Annotated in this window: 16 protein-coding genes; 6 read left to right on the top strand and 10 right to left on the bottom strand. The window is 55.9% G+C overall.

Annotation, left to right across the window (positions count from 1 at the left end; all coding sequences use genetic code 11):
• Nucleotides 1-27 precede the first annotated feature (27 nt).
• The 5 genes from L0664_RS11205 to rpsT form a co-directional block, all read right to left on the bottom strand.
• A complete protein-coding gene (locus tag L0664_RS11205; protein ID WP_235225935.1) occupies nucleotides 28-555 on the bottom strand; it encodes a GNAT family N-acetyltransferase in 528 nt (175 codons plus the stop codon).
• Between the two features lie 2 nt (nucleotides 556-557).
• Nucleotides 558-1,670: a DNA replication/repair protein RecF gene (gene recF / locus L0664_RS11200; RefSeq protein WP_235225934.1), complete on the bottom strand. Its 1,113-nt coding sequence runs from the start codon at nucleotides 1,668-1,670 to the stop codon at nucleotides 558-560.
• Nucleotides 1,671-1,712: 42 nt separating this feature from the next.
• On the bottom strand, nucleotides 1,713-2,831 hold the full coding sequence (dnaN, locus tag L0664_RS11195) for a DNA polymerase III subunit beta (RefSeq protein ID WP_235225933.1): 1,119 nt from the start codon (nucleotides 2,829-2,831) through the stop codon (nucleotides 1,713-1,715).
• A gap of 83 nt (nucleotides 2,832-2,914) precedes the next feature.
• On the bottom strand, nucleotides 2,915-4,246 hold the full coding sequence (dnaA, locus tag L0664_RS11190; RefSeq protein WP_235225932.1) for a chromosomal replication initiator protein DnaA: 1,332 nt from the start codon (nucleotides 4,244-4,246) through the stop codon (nucleotides 2,915-2,917).
• A 551-nt stretch (nucleotides 4,247-4,797) separates the two neighbouring features.
• Entirely contained in the window at nucleotides 4,798-5,061 is a 264-nt protein-coding gene (gene rpsT / locus L0664_RS11185; RefSeq protein ID WP_235225931.1) for a 30S ribosomal protein S20, read from the bottom strand.
• Nucleotides 5,062-5,262: 201 nt separating this feature from the next.
• On the opposite strand from rpsT, the gene L0664_RS11180 reads away from it, so the two are divergent.
• Nucleotides 5,263-6,573, top strand: coding sequence for a serine hydroxymethyltransferase (locus L0664_RS11180; protein WP_235225930.1), 1,311 nt, complete (start codon nucleotides 5,263-5,265; stop codon nucleotides 6,571-6,573).
• 1 nt (nucleotide 6,574) lies between these two features.
• On the opposite strand, the gene L0664_RS11175 is transcribed toward L0664_RS11180, so the two are convergent.
• From L0664_RS11175 to L0664_RS11165, 3 genes are all read right to left on the bottom strand, one after another.
• A complete protein-coding gene (locus L0664_RS11175; protein WP_235225929.1) occupies nucleotides 6,575-7,351 on the bottom strand; it encodes an enoyl-CoA hydratase in 777 nt (258 codons plus the stop codon).
• Between the two features lie 62 nt (nucleotides 7,352-7,413).
• Nucleotides 7,414-8,265 carry a bifunctional DNA-formamidopyrimidine glycosylase/DNA-(apurinic or apyrimidinic site) lyase gene (mutM, locus tag L0664_RS11170; protein WP_235225928.1) on the bottom strand — a complete coding sequence of 284 codons (852 nt, stop codon included), beginning with the start codon at nucleotides 8,263-8,265 and terminating at the stop codon, nucleotides 7,414-7,416.
• Nucleotides 8,258-8,902: a hypothetical protein gene (locus tag L0664_RS11165; RefSeq protein WP_235225927.1), complete on the bottom strand. Its 645-nt coding sequence runs from the start codon at nucleotides 8,900-8,902 to the stop codon at nucleotides 8,258-8,260. Before L0664_RS11165 ends, mutM begins: the two co-directional genes overlap by 8 nt.
• A 91-nt stretch (nucleotides 8,903-8,993) precedes the next feature.
• Here L0664_RS11165 and ubiE point away from each other — a divergent pair, with 91 nt between their 5' ends.
• Together ubiE and ubiB are read left to right on the top strand one after the other, a co-directional pair.
• Entirely contained in the window at nucleotides 8,994-9,740 is a 747-nt protein-coding gene (gene ubiE, locus L0664_RS11160; RefSeq protein WP_235225926.1) for a bifunctional demethylmenaquinone methyltransferase/2-methoxy-6-polyprenyl-1,4-benzoquinol methylase UbiE, read from the top strand.
• 1 nt (nucleotide 9,741) lies between these two features.
• On the top strand, nucleotides 9,742-11,274 hold the full coding sequence (gene ubiB, locus L0664_RS11155) for a 2-polyprenylphenol 6-hydroxylase (RefSeq protein ID WP_235225925.1): 1,533 nt from the start codon (nucleotides 9,742-9,744) through the stop codon (nucleotides 11,272-11,274).
• 1 nt (nucleotide 11,275) lies between these two features.
• Here the strand turns inward: ubiB and L0664_RS11150 are convergent, their stop codons facing one another.
• Nucleotides 11,276-11,932, bottom strand: a complete 657-nt coding sequence (locus L0664_RS11150; RefSeq protein WP_235225924.1) for a flagellar hook capping FlgD N-terminal domain-containing protein — start codon at nucleotides 11,930-11,932, stop codon at nucleotides 11,276-11,278.
• 14 nt (nucleotides 11,933-11,946) lie between these two features.
• Complete coding sequence (gene fliK / locus L0664_RS11145; RefSeq protein ID WP_235225923.1) at nucleotides 11,947-12,531, bottom strand: flagellar hook-length control protein FliK; 585 nt, start codon at nucleotides 12,529-12,531, stop codon at nucleotides 11,947-11,949.
• Between the two features lie 1,086 nt (nucleotides 12,532-13,617).
• Between fliK and L0664_RS11140 the strand changes: the two genes are divergently transcribed.
• The 3 genes from L0664_RS11140 to L0664_RS11130 all read left to right on the top strand — a co-directional run bounded on the left by L0664_RS11140 (nucleotide 13,618) and on the right by L0664_RS11130 (nucleotide 15,696).
• The gene (locus L0664_RS11140; protein ID WP_235226187.1) at nucleotides 13,618-13,893 is read left to right on the top strand and encodes a rod-binding protein; all 276 of its coding nucleotides are present in this window, start codon (nucleotides 13,618-13,620) and stop codon (nucleotides 13,891-13,893) included.
• Nucleotides 13,886-14,221, top strand: a complete 336-nt coding sequence (locus tag L0664_RS11135; protein WP_235225922.1) for a flagellar protein FlgN — start codon at nucleotides 13,886-13,888, stop codon at nucleotides 14,219-14,221. The genes L0664_RS11140 and L0664_RS11135 overlap by 8 nt, the downstream gene beginning before the upstream one ends.
• Before the next feature lie 203 nt (nucleotides 14,222-14,424).
• A complete protein-coding gene (locus L0664_RS11130) occupies nucleotides 14,425-15,696 on the top strand; it encodes a flagellin N-terminal helical domain-containing protein (protein WP_235225921.1) in 1,272 nt (423 codons plus the stop codon).
• Nucleotides 15,697-15,789: the final 93 nt, after the last annotated feature.

Genomic DNA, 15,789 nt, shown 5'->3' with positions numbered 1-15,789 from the left:
GGTTGTATCAGGCGGGGCGACGCGGGCTTAGAATTTGTGCCCCAAAAGGTCCAGATGGGCCTCTGGGTCCCATGGCGTTTCGGTCAACGGCAGGACCATCACACCACGATTTCCACGCGCTTCAACGCTGGCTGTTCGTGCATCATCAAGCACAACGTAAGTCTTGGTGTTGGGGTGGTTTTCAAACCCGAAACCAGCATACATCGGACGATCCCCGAACAGTAAAAAGTAAGTCGCGGGGGTGGATTTGGCGAAGGAGATCGCATCGGTCAGAAGGGCTGATGCAACCCCTTTGCCGCGCGCTTCTGGTGCTGTGACGACCTCTGCCAGACCGCAGATGGTCGTCAATGTGTCGCCCAATCTGACAGCGCGGTAACACAGTGCCATGTGGCCAATGATTGACCCGTTGTCGCGCACGACAAAACGAACATGGTGGCGCTGCTGGTGAAAGCTGCGGTTGCCGAAGTCTTCTTGAAATCCGCGTTCCAGAAGCGTGGCAATGTTGGTGTCGTCTGCTTGCGTCAGGGCCCATTCAGGGATGCGTTCAACTTGCATGGCTACTCCACAAGGTTGGCGTTTGATTGGCTGTCGTGATCGTTGACTTCGACGTATTGCGCCCGCGCGCCGAGGTCTTCGAACAGGTTGCGTTCCGTGCCTGTCATGAACGCTTGTGCGCCCAATGCTGTGATTTCATCGTAAAGGGCAGCGCGGCGGGCGGCATCAAGGTGGGCCGCGACCTCGTCCAGTAGCAGGATGGGTGGTGCGCCAAAATCCTGCGCGAGCGCGCGGGCATTGGCAAGGATGAGGGAAATCAGCAGCGCCTTTTGTTCGCCCGTGGAGCAATCCTTGGCTGAGACATCTTTTGCTTCGTAGATCGCGCCAAGATCTGCGCGGTGCGGGCCGATCAACGTGCGCCCTGCGGCCATATCGCGGTGCCGATTGGCAGAGAACGCGGCGAGCAGCGCGTCTGGGTCATCAGGGGCATCGCAGGCGGGATCTGCGTGGGTCAAATCAAGCAGCGCCGCAGGGAAACCCGATTGGGTTGCGGCCTGTGCATTGGCAAGCATCAACAAAGCATCGGAACGGTTGCGATGAATTTGCGCGCCTGCGTCGGCCATCTGACGTTCAAGGGCTGCGTACCAATGGGCATCGCGAACCATGTCTTTGAGCAAGCGGTTGCGTTCGCGCATGGCCTTTTCGTAGGTCAAAACTGCTTCGGCGTGCAGGGGTTCGAACGACAAGGTGGCGCGGTCGAGGAAACGGCGGCGCCCTTCTGCGCCCTCGATCCAGAGGCGGTCCATTGCGGGGATTAACCATAGGACCCGCCCGATACGGCCCAGCGCGACCTGCGCCGCCGCTTTGCCGTCAATCTTGGTTTGACGGGACGCGCCATTTTCCGACCATGCTTCAATCTCGTGGTGTTGATTGAGAGAGGTGAGATCCGCCGTGACTTTCCAACCCAATGCTTCGGGGCGGCGGGTCATGTCTTCGGAGGAGGCGCGGCGCAGGCCACGGCCGGGCGACAGGATCGACACGGCCTCAAGGATGTTTGTTTTGCCCGCACCGTTGGGACCAAAGATCGCGACGGGGCGGCCATCCAGATCCAGCTTGGCGCGTTTGTGGGACCGGAAATGCGACAGGGTCAGTTGAGACAGAAAAAGGGCCGACATCAGCTGCGGCCCTCCTTCATCATTTGGTCAATTTCAGACAATTCACACGCGCATTGGCATGACGACGTAGATGGCGGACGTGTCGTTGCCTTCACGCATCAGGGTCGGGTCGCCAGAGGAATTGAACATGAACACCGCGTTTTCGCGATCCACTTGGGATGCGATTTCGAGAAGGTATTTCGCGTTGAACCCGATTTCGAGGCGTTCGTCACCGTAGGCCACGGCGAGTTCTTCTTCCGCGGCACCGCTGTCAGGTGCGTTGACGGACAGGATCAGCCGGTCTTCGTCGAGTTGCAGTTTCACAGCGCGGGAACGCTCAGAAGACACGGTTGCCACGCGATCCACGGCCTTGGCGAATTCAGATGCATCGACTTCCATTTTGCGGGTGTTTCCCTGCGGAATGACGCGGGTGTAATCGGGGAACGTACCGTCGATGACTTTGGATGTCAGGGTGATGTCAGGCGTCGCAAAGCGGATTTTGGTTTCCGACACGGAGACGGCGATTTTCATATCGTCATCATCGAGGAGCTTGCGCAACTCACCCACGGTTTTACGCGGCACGATCACGCCAGCCATGCCATCTGCGCCTTCGGGCAATTCGGCGTCGATGCGGGCCAGGCGGTGGCCGTCTGTGGCGACGCAGCGCAGGACTTTGCCGCCGTCGGATTCAGACACGTGCATGTAAACACCGTTGAGGTAGTACCGGGTTTCTTCCGTGGAAATCGCGAACTTGGATTTGTCGAACAGGCGGCGCAGCACAGGCGCAGGGCAGCTGAAGTTCGCGGCATAATCAGACGTCGCCATGACGGGGAAATCTTCTTTGGGCAGTGTCGCCAATGAGAAGTTTGATCGGCCCGCTTCGATCGTCAAACGACCAGATGCGCCGTCCTCTGTCAGGGTGACCAAAGCACCGTCAGGCAATTTGCGCACAATTTCATTAAGCGTCACGGCGGAAACTGTCGTGGCCCCTGCCCGTTCAACCATCGCGGCTGCTTTGTCGACGACTTCGATGTCGAGGTCTGTGGCGCGGAACGTCGCCTCTGATCCTTCCGCCTCAATCAGTACGTTGGCGAGGATCGGGATGGTGTTGCGGCGTTCAACCACGGACTGGGCTTGCGCCACGGCCTTAAGCAGTGTTGCGCGTTCGATGCTGAGTTTCATGGCCGTGTCTCCGCTAGTTGTGCCCGCAAGTGTTCGGGACGCTAAAACTAGCGGTTTTCAGAGCAGTCACAAGGCTTTTGTGATCAGTCTTCGAGTGCGCGGCGCAACAGTTCCAGATCATCAGCAATCTGGCTGTCAGACTGGCGCAATTCATCAATTTTGCGCACGCCGTGCATGATGGTGGTGTGGTCACGTTTGCCGAACTTACGGCCGATTTCTGGCAACGAACGGCTGGTCAGTTGCTTGCACAGCCACATGGCCACCTGACGCGGGCGCGCAAGGCTGCGGGTGCGTTTGGGCCCGAGCATATCAGACAAGCGAATGTCGTAGTGTTCCGACACTTTGCGCTGGATTTCTTCGATGGTCAGTTTGCGATCAGACGCGCGCAAAATGTCGGACAGGCAATCCTGCGCCATTTCAACCGTAACCGTGCGACCCACGAGGGACGCGAGCGCGTAAAGACGGTTCAGCGCGCCTTCGAGAACACGCACGTTGCTGGAAATGCGATGCGCGAGGAATTCGAGAACGCCCGTGGCGATTTCGACGCCTGGATAAACGTTCACATAGGTTTCCTGCTTGGCGTGCAGAATGCCGAGGCGCAATTCATAGTCCGTCGGGTGGAGGTCAACGACAAGACCGCATTGCAGGCGGGATTTGATACGTTCGCTCAGGTCGCGAATTTCACCGGGGGCGCGATCGGCCGAAATGATCAGCTGTTTGTTTTGATCGACCAGCGCGTTAAACGTGTGAAAGAATTCTTCTTGTGTGGATTCCTTGCCCTCAAGGAATTGGATGTCATCGACAATCAGCACATCGACAGAGCGGAAATGCTGTTTGAAGTCCATCATCTTGCGATCGCGCAGGGCAGAGATAAAGCGATAGATAAACTGATCAGCAGAAATATAGAGCACGTTCAGATCAGGGCGCTTTTCACCAAGTTCGTGGGCGATGGCGTGCATGAGGTGGGTCTTACCAAGGCCAACACCGCCATACAGAAACAGCGGATTGAATGTGGTTGGGCCGCCTTCGGCCACACGTTTGGCAGCGGCGTGGGCCAGTTCGTTCGGCTTACCAACAACGAAGCTGTCAAAGGTGAACCGCTGGTCAGGCTGGGCATCAGCCGTCAGGGATTTCGGTTTCTTGGCGGCTGGTTTTGCGGCGGCTGTATTGGCCGCACCATCAATTTCAAACGCGAGGCGCTGAACGGACATGCCCTGACGGTTAAGGTGATAGATGATTTGATCGCCGTAGGTTTTGCCCACGTAATCGCCGACAAACGGATTGGGGGCTGCAAGACGGGCGACGCCCTCGGTGGTGTTCACAAGTGACAGGGGTTCGATCCAGCTTTTGAAATTACCTGCACCTATCGCAGCGCGCATGTCAGCCTTCACTTGTTCCCATTCCACGTTCGCCATGCGTCTTGTCCATCCCGTTCAATGCCCTAGGTGGCTGCCCCACCCTTAAAGTGCGCTCCGCCTCGTCCTGACAGTCAAAACCTTTCCCATGCCGCAAATGCTGCGCGGCAGGACCGTTTTGATCTGTTGCGTTGAACCCTCTGTTCCATAGGTGTCCCACCTTATGGAGCATTTGGCACCGCAGTTTGCGTGGTCCGTTTGTCATCACGAATGGCTCCCACACCATGCGTGTATGTCATTGGTCAAAGCAGCGGTTTGGCAAATCCTCGTGTCAGTTTCCCTAGGAAAACTTACCGTTTGCGCCGCTTTGATGTACCACGTTCCCCCAGGAACGAAATGAATCGCTTGGCAAAACTAGACCTTGGTGGGAGTCGATTTCAACAGCGTTGATGGCCTTGACAGGGATGGATTCAAAACGAATCTCGCGCGCCTTTGAATCTCAAGGGAAAGTCGTCAGGGGCGGTGGCAAAAATGAGACCGTAAAAGCAAAAGGCGACCCCGATGGATCGCCTTCTGTTAACATTTCAAAAGAATCGGCGGGTGCCGAAAATTTAAGCGATCGCTTTGACGCGAGACACCAAGCGGGACATTTTGCGTGCCGCTGTGTTCTTGTGGAAAACGCCCTTTGTTACGCCGCGCATCAATTCTGGCTGCAATGCCTGAACAGCTGCCTTGGCTGCGTCTTTGTCGCCGGATGCGATTGCTTCTTCGGCTTTACGCAGGAATGTGCGGATGCGCGAACGACGCGCTTTGTTTACCTGAAAACGGGCTTCGTTCTGGCGGGCGCGTTTTTTAGCTTGTGGTGAATTGGCCATGTGTCAGTCTCTTTCGGGTTCGTTTGTTCAAATTCATTAACGCACGTTCCCACCGGGTTCACTGGACCGGATTCGATTCGAGCCTAAGCGGGCATCACGCGCATTTCAGCGCTGCGTATAGGCGCAGGTGCCCCATATTGCAAACATCCTTTTGCATTGCCCCACATCGCACGGCAGGGTGGCCCAAACGGAGGACAAGCGATGACATTGAAGACACGCGGCTGGGTGCCGGAAAACTGCGAAGCGCGGGTGCACAGCATCGCATCGCACGTCGGATCGTCTGGCAATGTACGCGCGCGTCTTGATGCGCTTGTGGTGGAAAATCGCGATATCCATGAAAGCGCGTGTTTTAATCTTAATCCGGCAACCAATGTGATGAATCCGCGCGCCGAGGCGATGTTGGCATCTGGTATCGGGTCACGTCCGTCGCTGGGGTATCCGGGCGACAAATACGAAATGGGGCTGGAAGCGATTGAAGAAATCGAGGTTATCTGTGCCGCCTTATGTGCCGAAGTGTTTGACGCAGATTTTGCAGAAATCCGGGTGCCGTCCGGCGCTATCGCCAACCTTTACGGGTTCATGGCGACCTGCAAACCTGGCGATACGATCATCGCGCCGCCTGCGTCTGTTGGCGGACATGTCACGCATCATATGGCGGGCTGTGCGGGGTTGTACGGGCTGCGGATCATCGCCGCGCCGGTGTTGGCGGATGGGTACACAATTGATGCTGATGCCCTTCTGACACTGGCAAAAGCGGAAAAACCCAAGCTGATCACGGTTGGCGCAAGCCTGAACCTTTACGAACACCCCGTGGCGGAAATTCGTGCCGTGGCGGATGCCGTGGGCGCGAAGGTGATGTTTGATGCGGCCCATCAATGCGGAATTATTGCCGGAAAGGCGTGGCGCGATCCGCTGGCCGAAGGGGCGCATTTTATGACGATGTCGACCTATAAGTCCCTTGGCGGTCCGGCGGGTGGTTTGATTGTGACGAACGATGCCGAAATGGCCGAAGCCTTTGACGTCATCGCATTTCCCGGCATGACGGCGAACTTTGATGCTGCAAAATCCGCGGCGCTGGCCGTTACAATGCTGGATTGGCGCGACCATGGGCGGGCTTACGGCGCCAAGATGGTCGAAGTCGCGCAAGCATTGGCTGCGGGGTTGAAAGCCCGTGGCGTTCCTGTGTTTGAAACTGCGCAGGGCATGACGTCATCCCATCAATTTGCGATCCGTGCGGCGGGGTATGGTGGCGGGCAGGCCGCATCCAAACATCTGCGCAAAGCCGGATTTTTGGCCTGCGGAATCGGCCTCCCGATTAAGGACGTAGCGGGCGATATGAATGGACTGCGGATCGGCACTCCGGAACTGGTGCGATGGGGGCTGGACGTGAACGACGCTGACCGCTTGTGTGATCTGATCGCCGAAGCCTTATCGAGCAATGATCCGTCCGCCATGGCACCGCGCACCCGCGCGTGGCGCGAGACGTTTCAGACGTTGCATTATGTGACGTAAATTATTTGTCGCGGAACTGCGGTTCGCGTTTTTCGATATAGGATTCCATGCCTTCGGTCTGATCTTCGGTCGCGAACAGCGATTGGAACATGCGGCGTTCGTAATTGATGCCTTCGGCCATCGTGGTTTCGTAGGCACGATTGACGGTGTCTTTGACAGCCATTGTCGCCAACAGGGATTTTTCAGCAATCTTGTGTGCCGCTGACATCGCCTCGTCTTTGAGTTTTTTGGCGGGCACGACGCGGCTGACGAGGCCAGAGCGTTCGGCCTCTTGTGCGTCCATGAAGCGGCCCGTCAGATGCATTTCCATCGATTTGGACTTTCCAACAAACCGCGTCAGGCGCTGGGTGCCGCCGATACCGGCAATGACGCCAAGGTTGATTTCAGGCTGGCCAAATTTTGCGCTGTCTGCGGCAATGATAAAGTCGCACATCATCGCCAGTTCGCACCCGCCGCCCAATGCATAGCCCGCAACAGCGGCGATAATCGGCTTACGCGTTTTCAGAAAGCGGTCCGTTTCGGCCCAAAAAAAGTTATTGCGGTACATATCGACGAAGGATTTGTCGGCCATTTCCTTGATGTCCGCGCCCGCAGCAAAGGCTTTGTCGGACCCGGTGATCACGATGCAGCGCACTTTTTCAGATGCGTCCGCGTCTTCGACGGCCGTAGCCAGTTCCCCCAACAACTGAGAATTCAATGCGTTAAGCGCATCAGGGCGGTTCAGCGTGATAAGCGCCACCCCGTCAGAAATTTCCAGATTGATCGTTTCATAGGCCATTTGGGATGCTCCCGCAGCTGCTGTGAGGGGTCAGGGTTACCAAAGCCTCGCTGAAGGGCAAGCTATCTTTGGCATTTGGGGCAATAGAATGTGGAACGGCCAGATTGAACGATCCGCGCGATTGCCCCGCCGCAATCCGGGGTCTTGCAAGGTTGGTTTTCTTGGTCGTAAGCCTGAAAACCGTGTTGGAAATACCCGAGCTCACCATCTGCTTGTCGGTAATCCTTGAGCGATGATCCACCCGCTGCAATCGCTTCGGAGAGGACATCGCGGATGATCGGCACCATGGTGGCCACGCGCGGTTTGGACAACTGCCCCGCCTTGCGTTTGGGGTTAATATGGGCGCGGTGCAGGACTTCGCAGACGTAAATATTGCCAAGGCCCGCGATGATGCGCTGATCCAACAGCGCGGTCTTGATCGGTGTGTTTTTCCCCGAAAGTGCAGCGATCAGGTATTCTTCGTTAAACGCATTTCCCAAGGGTTCGGGGCCGATGGGTTTGATCAGCCAGTGATCTTCGATCGCATCGGTCTTGGCCAAATCCATCGCACCAAACCGCCGTGCGTCATTGAATGTGACCCGCGACCCATTCGCCATGTGAAACACAACGTGATCATGTTTGGCGGGTGCAGGGTGGTCATGATGAAACTGGCCGAGCGGGTCACCCGACACCGTCATGCGGCCCGACATCCCCAGATGAATGATCAGCGTTTCACCCGTGGAAAGATCCGCGAGGATGTATTTCGAACGACGGCGCAACGCCGTGACCGTCGCCCCTGTCAAACGGTCCGACATGTTGTCAGGGAATGGCCAGCGCAGATCAGGGCGGTTCACGTCAGCGCGTTCAATCACCTGCCCTTGCATCGACGGGATCAGGCCTGCGCGGACGGTTTCAACCTCGGGAAGTTCAGGCACGTTTCACACCTTTCAGCCGCAGGATGAGGTCTTTGTAGCCGCTGAAATTTGCGCCGATTTTCATGACTTGACCGTTCGTTGTTCGCAGCTTTGCACCGCGACTGATTTCTTTTGCCAGCGGATCAATGGCGACAATATCGGCCACGGTCACCATCTGCCGTTTGCGCAGCAGCCGCCGTTTTTCGATAGTTTGATCACTGACGATAATGCGCGTCATGTTCGCTGCGATCACGGCAATTGAACACAAGGTGAAGACCGTCATGCCCGCAAAGACCCACCAGTCTTCGGAGGTGACAACATCCGTTTGCAACACCACGAGCCAGTAAAACACCGCACCGCCCCCGAAGAAAAGCAACGCAAAGTAAAGCCCCTTTGGCGTTGGAGGCGGGCGCATAACAAGCACATCACGCGTGCCGATGCCCGTTTCATGGACCACCTGTTTGCTGTCTGCGCTGGTGCGCAATCCGTGGGTTTGGCTTTCAATGGCATGCTGCGTGGACTTGCCAATCGTGCGCCATTTCCACCAGATCAGTGGCAGGCCAATGATGAACATGATTGCGAAAAAGGCGGGGTTGTCTGCGACGATTGCAAAAAAACCCATCAACCCGTCCCATTTGTCGGAGAAAAAATCACCCATTGCTACGACATGTACCCCCGCGCTGATTTGGCCGTTTGTATCTGAAGGTGGGACGCTATATCTGCGAATTAGACTGTGCAAGGTGCTGGACATGACTGACAATCAAACGACTCATTTCGGATTTGAAACGGTGCCGGAGGGTGACAAAGCGGGCCTTGTGCGCGGTGTGTTTTCCAGCGTTGCCAGCAAATATGACGTCATGAACGACGCGATGAGCCTTGGAATCCACCGTATCTGGAAAGACGCGATGATGGATTGGCTCGCTCCGCGCCCGGGCCAACGTCTTTTGGATGTGGCTGGCGGGACCGGCGATGTTTCGTTCCGTTTCTTGAAACGGGCCGGATCAGGGCATGCAACGGTTCTTGATTTGACCGAACCGATGCTGATCGAAGGGCGCAAACGGGCGGAAGCGGCGCGTTTGGAAAATGCGCTGGACTGGATTGTCGGGGATGCGATGGCACTGCCGTTTGAGGACAACACGTTCGATGTTTACACGATCAGCTTTGGCATTCGAAACGTCACCCGCCCGCAAGAGGCTCTGAACGAAGCCTACCGCGTTTTAAAACCTGGCGGGCGTTTGATGGTGTTGGAATTCAGCCATATCCCTAACGATATGCTTCAAAAACTGTATGACATTTATTCGTTCAACGCGATTCCTGTCATGGGTAAAGTGATCACAGGGGATCGTGACAGCTATCAATATTTGGTGGAATCGATCCGGAAATTTCCAGACCAGGACACCTTTCTTGAGATGGTGAAGAAGGCCGGGTTCGACAATGCGAAATACCGCAATCTAAGTCTTGGCATTGCCTGCCTGCATTCGGGTTGGAAACTGTAACTTGCGCGGCCCACACAACATATGGCGGTTAATCCGAACCGGCGCGACGCTGGAACGCACAGGCGCGATGAAGATCATTCTTGATGCCGTCGAAGCGCCAGCCCTGATGCGCGGCGCAGTGCGAGGGCTGGTTTGGCCGTTTCAATGGCTTGGGCTAAAGGGCGACGTTAAATTGCCGCCCGTGACGCGGGCTTTGCAAGCCCTTGGCCCAGCCTATATCAAATTCGGCCAAGTTTTATCGACCCGTCCGGACGTCGTGGGAACCGAATTGGCGGTGCAGTTACGCGTGCTTCAAGATAAATTGCCCCCGTTCCCGATCGAAGTCGCCAAAGCCGAAGTCGAGAAAGAATTGGGCGTGGACATCGACACCGTCTTTGCTGATTTTTCCGAACCCGTCGCGGCGGCATCAATCGCGCAGGTTCACAAAGCGCGGCTTGTGTCGGATGGTGAATTTGTTGCCATCAAAGTCCTGCGACCGGGGATTGAAAAAGCGTTCCAAAAGGACATTGACGCATTCTATCTGGCGGCGTCAATTTTCAACACGTTCTCCCCCTCTGCGCGGCGATTGCGCCCGATGGATGTGATCGAACATTTTGAAGGCGTGGTACTGAGCGAACTGGATTTACGCCTTGAAAGCGCATCAGCGTCCGAATTTGCAGATAACACCGTCGATGATGCAGGATTTGCGTTGCCCAAAGTGCGTTGGGGCCTGTCTGCGCGCCGCGTCATGACGCTGGACTGGGCCGAGGGTATCAATGCCGCGGACGTCGAAGCAATTGCTGCGGCGGGCCATGATTTGACCGATCTGTCGCGGCGGGTCTTGCAGCTTTTCCTGAACCACGCACTGCGCGACGGATATTTTCATGCAGACATGCACCACGGCAACCTAAAGATTGCGCCGAACGGTGACATCATTGCCTATGATTTTGGCATAATGGGCCACATCGATGAATACACGCGGCGCGTTTACGCTGAAATCCTGTTTGGGTTTATCCGGCGTGACTACAAACGTGTCGCCGAGGTCCATTTTGAGGCCGGGTACGTGCCGGCCAACCGCGATGTTGATGAATTTGCCCGTGCGCTGCGCGCCGTCGGTGAGCCGATTTTCGGGATGAACGCCGAACAGATTTCAATGGCGCGGCTGTTGTCCTATCTGTTCGAAGTGACCGAGAGGTTCGGGATGGAAACACGCACCGAACTGATCTTGTTGCAACGCACGATGGTTGTCGTCGAAGGCGTTGCGCGCACGTTTGATCACCGCATGAACATTTGGGATGCGGCCAAGCCCGTCGTCGAAGATTACATCAAAGAGAGCATCGGCCCGAAAGCGGCGTTGCAAGACCTTGCCAAAACTGCGCGTGTCTTGGCGAGGTTCGGGCCACGTTTGCCTGCACTGGCCGAGGCGGCGTTGATTAAGTTGGGCGAAGATCAAACTCCGCCACCGCGCCGCAGTTATCTGCCAGCGCTGGGGTGGATGTCGTTGGGTGCACTTGGTGCTTCTGCTGTTGCGATCGCAGTCGCTTTGTTTGGGTGAATCACGCTTCTCGGAGTGCGCTGACGGATGAGGCTACGACTGCGATTCCGCCTTCGAGGATCAGAATGGATTCGCCATTTTCGCTGCGCACTTCTTGGACTTTTGCGTAGACGTCAGACATTTCGGACAAGACCACCTCTCCGTTAGAGGAGCTCTCTACCTGGAATTGATAGATTCCAGACGGAAACGGTGTTCCGTTTATGTCCGTTCCGGCCCATTCGATCGGGTCGGATGATTTCGGAATTTCCATGCGCTGCACTTCATCGCCTGCCGCATTGAACACCACCAATTCGACCTTATCGGCGACGGACGCAGGGTTGGGTGCTAGGGTCACAGGGCTGCCGTCAAAATATGCGGGGGCCGTTGCGCGGGCTTCTTTACCGACCCAGTCCGCCATCTGCGCCATGCCAGTCGTGTTCATTTGAACCATTAACGCGTTCAACAAATCATTGGTGAGAACCTGCTGTTCAACCCCCGAAAAGGTCGCCAGTTGCTGTGCATATTCCGACGAATCCGTTGGGTTAAGCGGGTCTTGGTTTTCCATCTGCACCGTCAACATTTTAAGAAAGGTGTCAAAATCAGATGAAATGACTGCTTCGGACGTTTCGGTTTGGGGTGTGACCGTCGAATTGGTCAAGGATGTTGCTGCGATATCCATTTAGGAGGGCTCCGTCAGAGTTTGAGGTCAAGGCCGTTGCGAAGTGCAACGGTTGTGAGGGATGCAGGAGACGGCGCGTCAGGTGACGGATCGTCCACGGTTGCTGTGTGTTGCGCGGATTCCTGAGGCTGATCCCCCGATTTTTCGGACGGATCATCAAACGTGAATGATACGGATTCATATCCGAGATCCCGGAATTCCCGCGCCAACATTTCTATGTTGCGCCGCATCAGTTCGGCCGTTTCGGGTCGCTCTGTGGTGATAGACACGGACACCCCGCCTTCGGTTGTCGTGAGCGCCATGCGGACGCGGCCCAGCTCCTCCGGGTTGAGGGCAATTTCGGTCACGCCTGCCTTTGCCTGAATGGTGGCCGTTGCAACCTGTTGCGCAATTTGGGGCATATGGGATTGCATGGAATGCGCCACGGCACCGCGCCCAACGGACGCTGCATTCAATGTGCTGTGCACCATCAATTCCGGATCATCTGTAGAGCCATCCTTCACGAGAGGATCTAACGTAAATAACGACGTTTGGCGCAAGTCGGGCGCCAGCTGCGGCGTGTCTGGCGGCGCGGTGCGGCCTTGCATCACGTATGGCATAGATGGTTGCCTATCACGCGTCGGGTGAACTGTTTGATCTGATATTCCCGGGAGGACATGTGGCCGCACCGCGTCCGAAATTGGAAGAGGTGCTTCTGGCTTCGTCATGGTGGCGTCGGCGGCAGTGACGCGATTTTGCGATACCGGTGGCCGTACCCATTCCCCGTCAGTCGGGCCGCTAGGAGGGTGTGCAACCAGCGTCTTTGCAGCGGGCTCTGCGATCTTTGCCGCTGTTTCAACCTGCTTTGGATCAACTTGCGCCACCGTATTGACCACCAATGCCGAATCCGGCTTTGGGTGGGCATCGATTAACGTGGCGTGCTGAAAAGCATGGAGTTGCGATGTATGACGGGACCCTTCTGCAGGGGTGGCGGATAGCCGATTATCTGGCTGGATCGGTACCGCGTCAGGCGACTTTTTGACCTCGGCCAAAGGTAGTTCCGTGGCGGTAGGGTTGGCAGATTGGTGCACCGAATGTGTTGGTGTAGGGCTAACAGTTTGTGCAGGGTTCGCTGTATCACCACTGAAGAACCGCATATCTGCCGACTGCTCCAATTGATGCATCATCGGCGGACGTCCATCCTGCGGGTGTGGGGAGACTTGGGACAATTCCGCGCCAGCACTATGATACTGTGCCCGTGCAACTGACGAATTTGAGTTCAATTCTGTCTGTTCGAGCGTAGGTTCAGGACGGCTTGGTTGGATAAGAATCCCGCCTTTTTCGTGGGGCGTTTCCGACACAATACTATTGGTTTCACCCGATATTTTTGACCAAGACCCCGACATATCGGTCGCCTGAGGAACCAGTGTGGCTGGATCCGTTTCTGGCGCTGGCTCAACAATGACTTCTATCACTGTATTATGGCCGTGCTCTTGCCAGGCCTGTGCAAACCCTTCGGAGGTTTCCGGCGCGATTTTTGGCAGCAAGGACTGCGCGCCCAATGGGGCGGCTTGGGGCGTTTCAAAAGGAATCATCGGCTTCTCCGACTCAGTTCGGTTGGGCGATGTTTATCTTCTAGATGCTTACCCAATCTTTACCGCTGCCCCCTAAAGGTGACGACAATTGTCTTTAAAGGAGTCGACGATATGGACTTGAATCCAACATCCCCTGCGATCCCACCAAGCCCGGCGCGCGCCGAGAGGTTGATGGACGTCGCACAATCCGTTGAGGCGCAATTCTTATCGGAAATGTTGAAATCCGCGGGCATCGGCCAAACACCGGAGGCATTTGGCGGCGGTTCTGGTGAGGATCAGTTTTCCTCTTTCTTGCGTGATGAACATGCAAAACAAATGACGCAAGCAGGCGGCATCGGGCTCGCCCAGGCCCTATTTGATTCGATGGTTGCAAAATCGCATGAGTAAAACAGTCACAGATCGATTGGCGCGCCTTTTGGACGCAGAACGAGAGGCGTTGCTGAAGGGCGATTTTGAAGCCGTAGAAGCGTTGATGCCCGAAAAAGAAGCCCTTGCGAACAGCTTTGACGAGACAAATGCTGCGAACCTGCGGTTGTTGTCAGCCGCCCTTTTGCGCAACAGCGCTTTGTTGGTGGCCGCTAAAGAAGGTGTTTCAACTGTGATGACCACTTTGAAAAAACAACGTGACGCACGCATGACGCTATCCAGCTACGACAGCCATGGTAACGCAACAAAGATCAGCCAACCAACCCGCGGAACAGAGCGGCGTTTCTAATAAATTGTACCCAATTGCCTGGCATATAACCCGTCCCCGTTAAGTCCTCGTTAGGTGCCTTGAGACATGTTGGCCAAGCACCCGACTCGGTGGCGCTGACGCTTTAACAGGCAAGCATCCGTCAGAATGACGTTCCTTCCAACCCGCGGGTTGGTTCTTGAAAACTTGGCGCAAAACGCGCCCTCAAATATGGGACCATACATATGTCCAGCATTCTGACGAACAACAGCGCAATGGTTGCGCTCCAGACCCTTAAATCCATCAACGGTGATCTGTCCAAGACCCAGTCGATGATCTCGACCGGTAAGGATGTCTCCTCCGCAAAAGATAACGCCGCTGTTTGGGCGATTTCCAAGACTATGGAAAGCGACGTTAAAGGTTTCAATGCAATTTCTGACAGCTTGAACCTTGGCCAATCAACGGTTGCGGTTGCGCGCAACGCATCAGAAACGATCACCGACCTTCTGACAGATATCAAAGGCAAGATCGTTGCCGCGCAGGAAGAAAATGTCGATCGCAGCAAACTGCAGACTGACATCTCCGCCCTGACAGAGCAGATCAAATCCGTCGTAGGTGCGGCCCAGTTCAACGGTCAAAACCTTGTCGATGGATCCAATGCAGGCACCAACACGAACGGTAACGCCGGTATTGATGTTCTGTCGTCCCTCGACCGTGACAGCACCGGTGGCGTTACCGCCAGTTCCATCGGCATTGATACTCAGAACCTGTCAACGACGGCTGGTTTGGATATCACTGCGGGTACAGGCACGGGTAGCGCCAGCGTTACCGTGTTGGCCGAAAACGGCGGTGCGGATGAGGTCGACATCACCGGCTTCACATTCCTGGATGCCGCCGGTGCCGCGGCTGGTGCTGCTGCTCTCAAAGGGAGCACAGCTGGCGTCGACGATACGGTTATCAACGGTTTCGTGGTCGGTGACGCCATCCAGCTAAAGATCGGCGATGTTGAAGGGACGTACCGTGTCCGTGAAGGCGATACAAACACCTCCGTAGCGACGGGCATCAAGGACGCTATGCAGAATGCGGGTCTGTCGACAGACGACTTCGCATTTGACCTGACCACTGCTGGCACGTTGTCGATTGAAAACCTGACCAGCGAAGCAGGGATTGAAGTCGAGTACGGTGTGTCCCGCGGTTCTGGTACTTTGGCCGGCCTTGAGAACATCGATGTAACAACTGATGCTGCCGGTGCGCTTTCGTCTATCGAAGGAATGCTGTCTGGCGCAATTGATGCCGCTGCCGCATTCGGTTCTGTCGAAGGTCGTCTTGAAACGCAGTCCTCGTTCATCTCAAACCTGTCTGACAGCCTGAAATTGGGTATTGGTTCAATGGTCGACGCGGATATGGAAGAAACATCTGCACGCCTTCAAGCGCTACAGGTTCAGCAGCAGCTGGGTGTCCAGTCGCTGTCCATCGCGAACCAGGCACCACAGTCGATCCTGTCACTGTTCCGGTAAGTCAAACGACCTGAGGCGCCATATCATGGCGCCTCAGGTACCTATTCACCACACGGCAAAGTCGTGTGACATTGGCTTCCGTCCCGAAAGGAC

The organism is Octadecabacter dasysiphoniae, assembly GCF_021532615.1.
GTDB lineage: Bacteria > Pseudomonadota > Alphaproteobacteria > Rhodobacterales > Rhodobacteraceae > Octadecabacter > Octadecabacter dasysiphoniae.
The sequence above is the reverse complement of the archived record's forward strand: the minus strand, read 5'-3'. Positions and strand labels throughout refer to the sequence as shown.